This window comes from Thermosynechococcus sp. M3746_W2019_013, from assembly GCF_015296045.1.
Classification (GTDB): Bacteria; Cyanobacteriota; Cyanobacteriia; order Thermosynechococcales; family Thermosynechococcaceae; genus Thermosynechococcus.
Window position 1 is genome coordinate 1 of record NZ_DVDW01000037.1, and the last position, 6,260, is coordinate 6,260.

Sequence of the window (6,260 nt, forward strand, 5' to 3'; positions counted from 1 at the left end):
TCCTCAGTGCGTTTTTGGGCTTGGGCAAGTTCCTCTACCCGTTCTTCAGTACGTTTTTGCGCTTGACCCAGATCGGCAACGATTGACTTCAGTTCATTGAAGTCCTTCGCCCTTACGACGTCGTCATAGGCCTCACGAATCACTTCCACCAGTAGATGGGCCTGTTCCGGTGTAAAAGCAGTCCGTAACTTTTCTTCCAGCGTAGATGCCATTGCCTTTGGAATTTGTTGGTACTTTACATTCTAACGACAACCCAATTTGCCGGTTATTAGTGATTAAACTATAAACAATCAGGTGGCTTGAGGACGGTGTGATGGTGAAAGATGGGTTACGCTACTGGCCGCTGGGTATGGCTTTTCTTTTAGGAGTGGGTCTTGAACCCGTCAGAGCAGCGGAGATGTCTCTATCCCCAACTGGTCTAGCAGAAGAGGAGTTGATTGCTCTCATTGAAGCAGACCCCCTTGCCCAAGCTCGCCTGCCACAATCTGAAGGCTCTGCTATCGATCTATTGCCGCTGCCACCCCAGCCCGCCCCAGAAGTTGACCCCCCTCGAAAATCTCCCCCTTCCCTACCGACGACCATTGAGGTCAAGGTTGATTCGCTGCCTTCTCCTGTGGAACCCCCACCAACAACGACTGACAATTCTCCAGAGAATTCTCCAGAGGCCCCAACAACACCGCAACTAACAGCAGAGCAAGCAGTACAGGAGGCGCGTTTAGCACTTCTACGGGAGGGCGATCGCTACTGGCAATTAGGCGAGCTAACCACAGCCCAAACCTACTACCAAAAGGCCAAAGCTGACCTGAATGTCCCACCACCCCGTGTCACACCTCCCGCTGTACTGGAAATTAGTCAACTGCCCCCTGCGGCCCAAGTCTATTGGCGAGAAGTTCAGTCTGGCTCCCAACTTTACAGTGCCCAAGCAGTGCCGCTGCAGCTCTTGGTGGAACAATTTCCAGAGTTTATTCCCGCTCAAGTGCGGTTTGCCGAGTTTCTAGCTCAGCAGGGTTCCCTCAAAGAGGCCTATGCCCATCTAGAGAAGGCCGCTAGTCTCTACCCAGATCAGCCGGAGATTCAACGTAGTCTGATCACAATCTACGATCGCCAGCAGCAGTGGCTGGAAGCAGCTCTTGCCGCCCAGCGGTTTGCCCTCCTGAATCCTGATCATCCTGCTACACCAGAATTTGAGCAACTGGCCGCAGAGCGCATGCAACGATTCCGGCGCCGTCTTCAAGGGCAATTGCGCGAAGGCATGGTTATGGGTGCCCTCACCGGCCTAGTCGGTGTCGCCCTCACGGGCAATCCCCTGCTGTCTTTGAACTCGATTCAAATGATGACCTTGATGATGCAAGGGGAGTCTGCCCTAGGCCGCTCAGCGGCGCGGAATATTAGCCGCCAAGTCAAGCTCCTTGAGGATGCGGAAGTACAGACCTATGTCAATCAAGTTGGGCAGCGCCTTGCCAAAGTGGCCGGTCGCAATGAATTTGAGTATGAATTTTTTGTGATAAAAGACAATGATCTCAATGCCTTTGCCCTTCCCGGCGGCAAGATCTTTATCAACTCTGGTGCAATTCTCAAAGCGAATACCGAAGCGGAACTTGCAGGATTACTTGCCCACGAAATTGCCCATACAGTCCTCTCCCACGGTTTTCGCCTGATGACCCAAGGCACGGCCACTGCCAACTTGACGCGGCTATTACCCGCTGGTGGCTATGTGACAGGGATTCTCGTGACTAGCTATAGTCGTGAAATGGAGCGAGAGGCCGATATTTTGGGCACGCAGATTCTCGCAAGGGCAGGCTATGCCGCTGATGGCCTACTTAACCTAATGCACACCCTCAAAAAGGAATACCGCCATCAGGAGCCACCGCTACCGTGGTTTTCCACGCACCCTCCTACTAATGAGCGCATTCGCTATATCCGTGGTTTGATGCGCGATCGCGGGTACACCCCCTTTGCCTTTGAGGGGGTCGAACGGCATCAACAAATTCAAGCGCACTTGCGTACCCTGGTGGATTCCCCTAATCCCCCAAAATCCAAAGGGGAAACTGCCAAGACACTCCAATAGCTCTGAACGTTTTGAATATGTTTTGAATGTCTCGACACCGTTTTCAAGCCCTTGAGTACGAACCCGCGTTTCTTTCCCTAGGGGAAGAGTACTGGGACGAGGTACAGGCAGCAACATTTCCGCGGCATATTCTGCGTTTTCGCAATGATGCTCTCTTACCCTTGATGGGCTTAGATCCTGCTGAAGTCACGGATGTCGATTTTATTGCAGCCTTTGGCCAGTTTCAGGGGCGAGAACCCTTTTTGGCGATGCGTTACCACGGCTATCAGTTTGGGGAATATAACCCCCGTTTAGGAGATGGTCGCGGGTTTCTCTATGGCCAGTTTCGCGGTGGAGATGGTCAACTGTATGACCTTGGCACAAAGGGTTCTGGCACCACCCCCTATTCGCGAGGCGGAGATGGTCGCCTTACATTAAAAGGGGGTGTCCGTGAAGTTTTGGCCAGTGAACTGCTGCATCGCTTGGGGGTGCGTACCTTTCGCAGTCTCAGTTTAGTGGAAACGGGGGAATCCCTGTGGCGAGGGGATGAGCCATCGCCGACACGATCAAGTGTCTTGGTGCGCCTTGGGCGCTCCCATATTCGCTTTGGTACCTTTGAGCGGCTCCATTATCTGCGGCGACCAGACTTGATTCAACGGTTGCTCGACCACGTCATTCACTACTACTATCCCCATTTGCTAGAGATCCGAGACCCCAAGGAACGGGGTTGTGTCTTCTATCGTGAACTGGTGGCACGCACAGCGGATCTGGCGGCACAGTGGTTGGTGGCGGGATTTTGCCATGGTGTTTTGAACACCGATAATATGGCCATCACGGGTGAAAGTTTTGACTATGGTCCCTATGTTTTTTTGGAACGGTATGATTTAGGATTTACGGCGGCCTCCTTTGACTACTATGGCCGATATGCCTATGGCAATCAACCGGCAATTTGTGCTTGGAATCTGGAGAAACTGCAAGTCCCGCTGTCTTGGGTCATTCCCCTTGAGGAAATGGCAGCAGCGCTGAAAACCTTTGGGGATCGCTGTCAAACCACCTACTTGAAACTGATGCTCAAACGCCTCGGTTGGGCAGATCTTCCCCCAGAGCTTGGCCGTTCCCTCGTGGCGGCGACCCAAGCTTTCCTCAGTCGCAGCATCATCAGTTATCCTCAATTCTTTATCAGCTTGCGGCAGGAATTTTCCCCAGAGTGGGCTGCCGATGTGGGTCATTTCTTTTCGGGAAGCCTAACCCTGACACCCGCTGATCAGAAATTGCTAGAGGCTTGGAAAAGATGCTACTTTGAGCTATTGCAGCAGGCAACTCCACCACAACGGGCAGCGATTCCCCAGACCCTACGGGCAGCCAACCCCCTTGTCATCCTCACTCGCCCCTACATCGAACAGATTTGGCAAGCCATTGATCAGGAGGATGATTGGTCGCAATTTACGGCAACTCTTGAGCTAATGCAGGCATGAAGCGACTCCTTTGCCTCAGTAATGGTCACGGTGAGGACGCGATCGCCAGTGTCACTTTACAAGCCCTGAAACAGCGTTGCCCAGATATAAATGTAATGGCGTTGCCCTTGGTGGGCTTAGGGTCTGCCTATACTCGGCTCGGTATTCCGCTGTTGCACCCAGGAAAAGTCCTGCCCTCCGGTGGGTTTATCTACATGGATTTACGGCATTTATGGCGGGATCTCAAGGCTGGTTTGCTGGGACTTTTAGGATCGCAGATTCGCACCCTCCAAGCTTGGCAGCAGTTGGGAGGGCATCTTTTGGCGGTGGGGGATATTGTGCCATTATTGCTGGCCTATGGCAGTGGCGGCACCTACAGTTTTATTGGCACTGCCAAGTCTGACTATTACCTTTACGATGGGACGGGGCGCCCCTATGGCTGGGGAATGGGTTGGGCAGGCAGTGACTATCTTCCCTGGGAACGGTGGTTGTGGCGATCGCCCCGCTGTCGAGGCATTTTTATCCGCGATGAGCTAACCGCCAAAGGGCTGCGGCAATTGGGTTACACCGTTCACTACTGTGGCAATCCAATGATGGACTTAGTGATGCCCCCCCCTGGGCAATCCCCCTTTACCACTAGAACTATTGTGCTGCTGCCGGGGTCTCGTGCCCCCGAGGCCTACCGCAATTGGCAACACATTCTAGGGGTACTGACACCCCATCAGGATCAGCCCCTGACATGTCTTGCCGCTGTGAGTCCCAGCCTTGATTTACAGCTTCTTGAGCAGAGTCTGAAGGGTTGGCAACCGATAGCCAGTCCATTACCCAAGACCACCGCATGGCGGTTGGGTCAGCAACAACTAATCCTAAGTTCACACCACTTTCGTGAATTTTTACACTGGGCAGAAGGGGGTATTGCCCTTGCTGGAACCGCAACCGAGCAGTGTGTTGGCCTCGGCAAGCCAGTCGTTACATTTGCCGGTGAAGGTCCTCAGTTTACCCGTCGTTTTGCCCGCCGTCAAAAACGCCTACTGGGGGAGTCCATCTTTTTTCTAGATGATCCCCTAGAAGCCCTCCCTACCCTCTGGGGTATTTGGCGAGATTCTGAGTTACTAGCTCGAATTGCCGCTAACGGTGTCGAGCGTATGGGGCGTCCAGGAGCGAGCGATCGCATTGCTGCCCAACTTCTAGAAATACTCACCGATTAAGTCTTCAGTGACACTGCCATATTCCCCGAAGGGGATGGGTATTCTGGCGCCGCTCTACAAAAAAAGACCCCCATCGGTCAATGGGAGTCAAGAGGTGCTAAGTAAGAATCGGTGAGCTGCCCTAATCTAGGCTAGGCATCGAGAGCACGGGTTCAGACTCACGGTCAATCCCCTTCTCAAAGCCAGCCGCTGCCGCCCGGGCACGCCCTGCATGCCATAGGTGACCCACCAAGAAGAAGAAGGCCAGAACAAAGTGGGAGGTTGCTAGCCAAGAGCGGGGAGACACGAAGTTCACCGAGTTAATTTCGGTGGCCACACCACCCACAGAGTTGAGAGAACCCAAGGGAGCGTGGGTCATGTACTCAGCGGCACGACGTTCCTGCCAAGGCTGAATATCATTTTTGATCTTGTTCAGGTCAAGACCATTGGGACCACGCAGGGGCTCCAGCCAGGGACCACGGAAATCCCAAAAGCGCATTGTTTCACCACCGAAGATAATTTCACCAGTGGGAGAGCGCATCAGGTATTTGCCAAGACCCGTGGGACCTTGAGCCGAGCCAACATTGGCTCCCAGCTTTTGGTCGCGGATCAAGAAGGTCATTGCCTGCGCCTGAGAGGCCTCCGGACCCGTAGGGCCATAGAATTCACTGGGATAGACCGTGTTGTTGAACCAGACAAAGCAGGTGGCAATGAAGCCCATCATGGAGAGGGCACCTAAGCTATAGGAAAGATAGGCTTCTCCAGACCAGATGAAGGCACGGCGTGCCCAACCGAAGGGGGTCGTCAGGATGTGCCAAATACCACCGGCAATGCAGATCAGACCGATCCAAATGTGACCACCGACAACATCCTCAAGGTTATTGACGCTGACGATCCAGCCCTCACCCCCAAAGGGAGACTTCAGCAGATAGCCAAAGATGACCCTTGGGTCAAGGGTGGGGTTGGTAATGACGCGGACATCGCCGCCACCGGGTGCCCAGGTGTCATAGAGACCACCAAAGAACATGGCTTTAGCCACCAGCAGTAGGGCACCAATACCAAGGACGATCAGGTGGAAACCAAGGATCGTCGTCATTTTGTTTTTATCTTTCCAGTCGTAGCCAAAGAAAGAGGAGTATTCCTCAAGGGTTTCAGGGCCACGAATCGCATGGTAAACCCCACCAAAGCCGAGAACGGCAGAGGAAATCAGGTGTACCACTCCAACCACAAAGAAGGGGAAGGTGTCCACGACTTCCCCACCAGGGCCAACACCCCACCCAAGGGTGGCAATGTGGGGGATGAGAATGAGCCCTTGCTCATACATTGGCTTCTCGGGAATGAAGTGAGCCAACTCGAACAGGGTCATGGCACCGGCCCAGAAAACAATCAGGCCAGCGTGGGCGACGTGGGCACCCAAGAGTTTGCCGGAGAGATTAATTAGACGAGCATTACCGGCCCACCACGCGAAACCGGAGGATTCTTGGTCGCGATTGGTGGCAAAAATCGAATTACTAGAGAGCGTTACCACGGGGGAGTACCTCTTCTGGGAAGACAAAGTTTTCATGGGGTTGG

General features: G+C 53.6%; 4 protein-coding genes and 1 pseudogene. 3 read left to right on the forward strand and 2 right to left on the reverse strand.

The window, feature by feature from the left end; translation table 11 throughout:
• Nucleotides 1-212 (reverse strand): annotated as a pseudogene (locus IGQ16_RS07295) (hypothetical protein); the annotation flags it as partial.
• 101 nt (nucleotides 213-313) lie between these two features.
• Between IGQ16_RS07295 and IGQ16_RS07300 the strand changes: the two are divergent.
• The 3 genes from IGQ16_RS07300 to IGQ16_RS07310 are packed head-to-tail and all read left to right on the forward strand — an operon-like array spanning nucleotide 314 to nucleotide 4,709.
• Entirely contained in the window at nucleotides 314-2,068 is a 1,755-nt protein-coding gene (locus tag IGQ16_RS07300; RefSeq protein ID WP_024124634.1) for a M48 family metalloprotease, read from the forward strand.
• Nucleotides 2,069-2,094: 26 nt separating this feature from the next.
• Entirely contained in the window at nucleotides 2,095-3,522 is a 1,428-nt protein-coding gene (locus IGQ16_RS07305; protein WP_297060831.1) for a YdiU family protein, read from the forward strand.
• A complete protein-coding gene (locus tag IGQ16_RS07310) occupies nucleotides 3,519-4,709 on the forward strand; it encodes a lipid-A-disaccharide synthase-related protein (protein ID WP_297060834.1) in 1,191 nt (396 codons plus the stop codon). The genes IGQ16_RS07305 and IGQ16_RS07310 overlap by 4 nt, the downstream gene beginning before the upstream one ends.
• Nucleotides 4,710-4,830: 121 nt before the next feature.
• On the opposite strand, the gene psbC is transcribed toward IGQ16_RS07310, so the two are convergent.
• Nucleotides 4,831-6,216, reverse strand: a complete 1,386-nt coding sequence (psbC, locus tag IGQ16_RS07315) for a photosystem II reaction center protein CP43 (protein ID WP_024124637.1) — start codon at nucleotides 6,214-6,216, stop codon at nucleotides 4,831-4,833.
• Between the last annotated feature and the right edge of the window lie 44 nt (nucleotides 6,217-6,260).

Excerpts from the sequence above, each read along its gene's own strand:
- IGQ16_RS07310 (WP_297060834.1), top strand. The coding sequence starts at position 3,519 with ATGAAGCGACTCCTTTGCCTCAGTAATGGTCACGGTGAGGACGCGATC.
- IGQ16_RS07300 (WP_024124634.1), top strand. The coding sequence starts at position 314 with ATGGTGAAAGATGGGTTACGCTACTGGCCGCTGGGTATGGCTTTTCTT.
- IGQ16_RS07305 (WP_297060831.1), top strand. The coding sequence starts at position 2,095 with ATGTCTCGACACCGTTTTCAAGCCCTTGAGTACGAACCCGCGTTTCTT.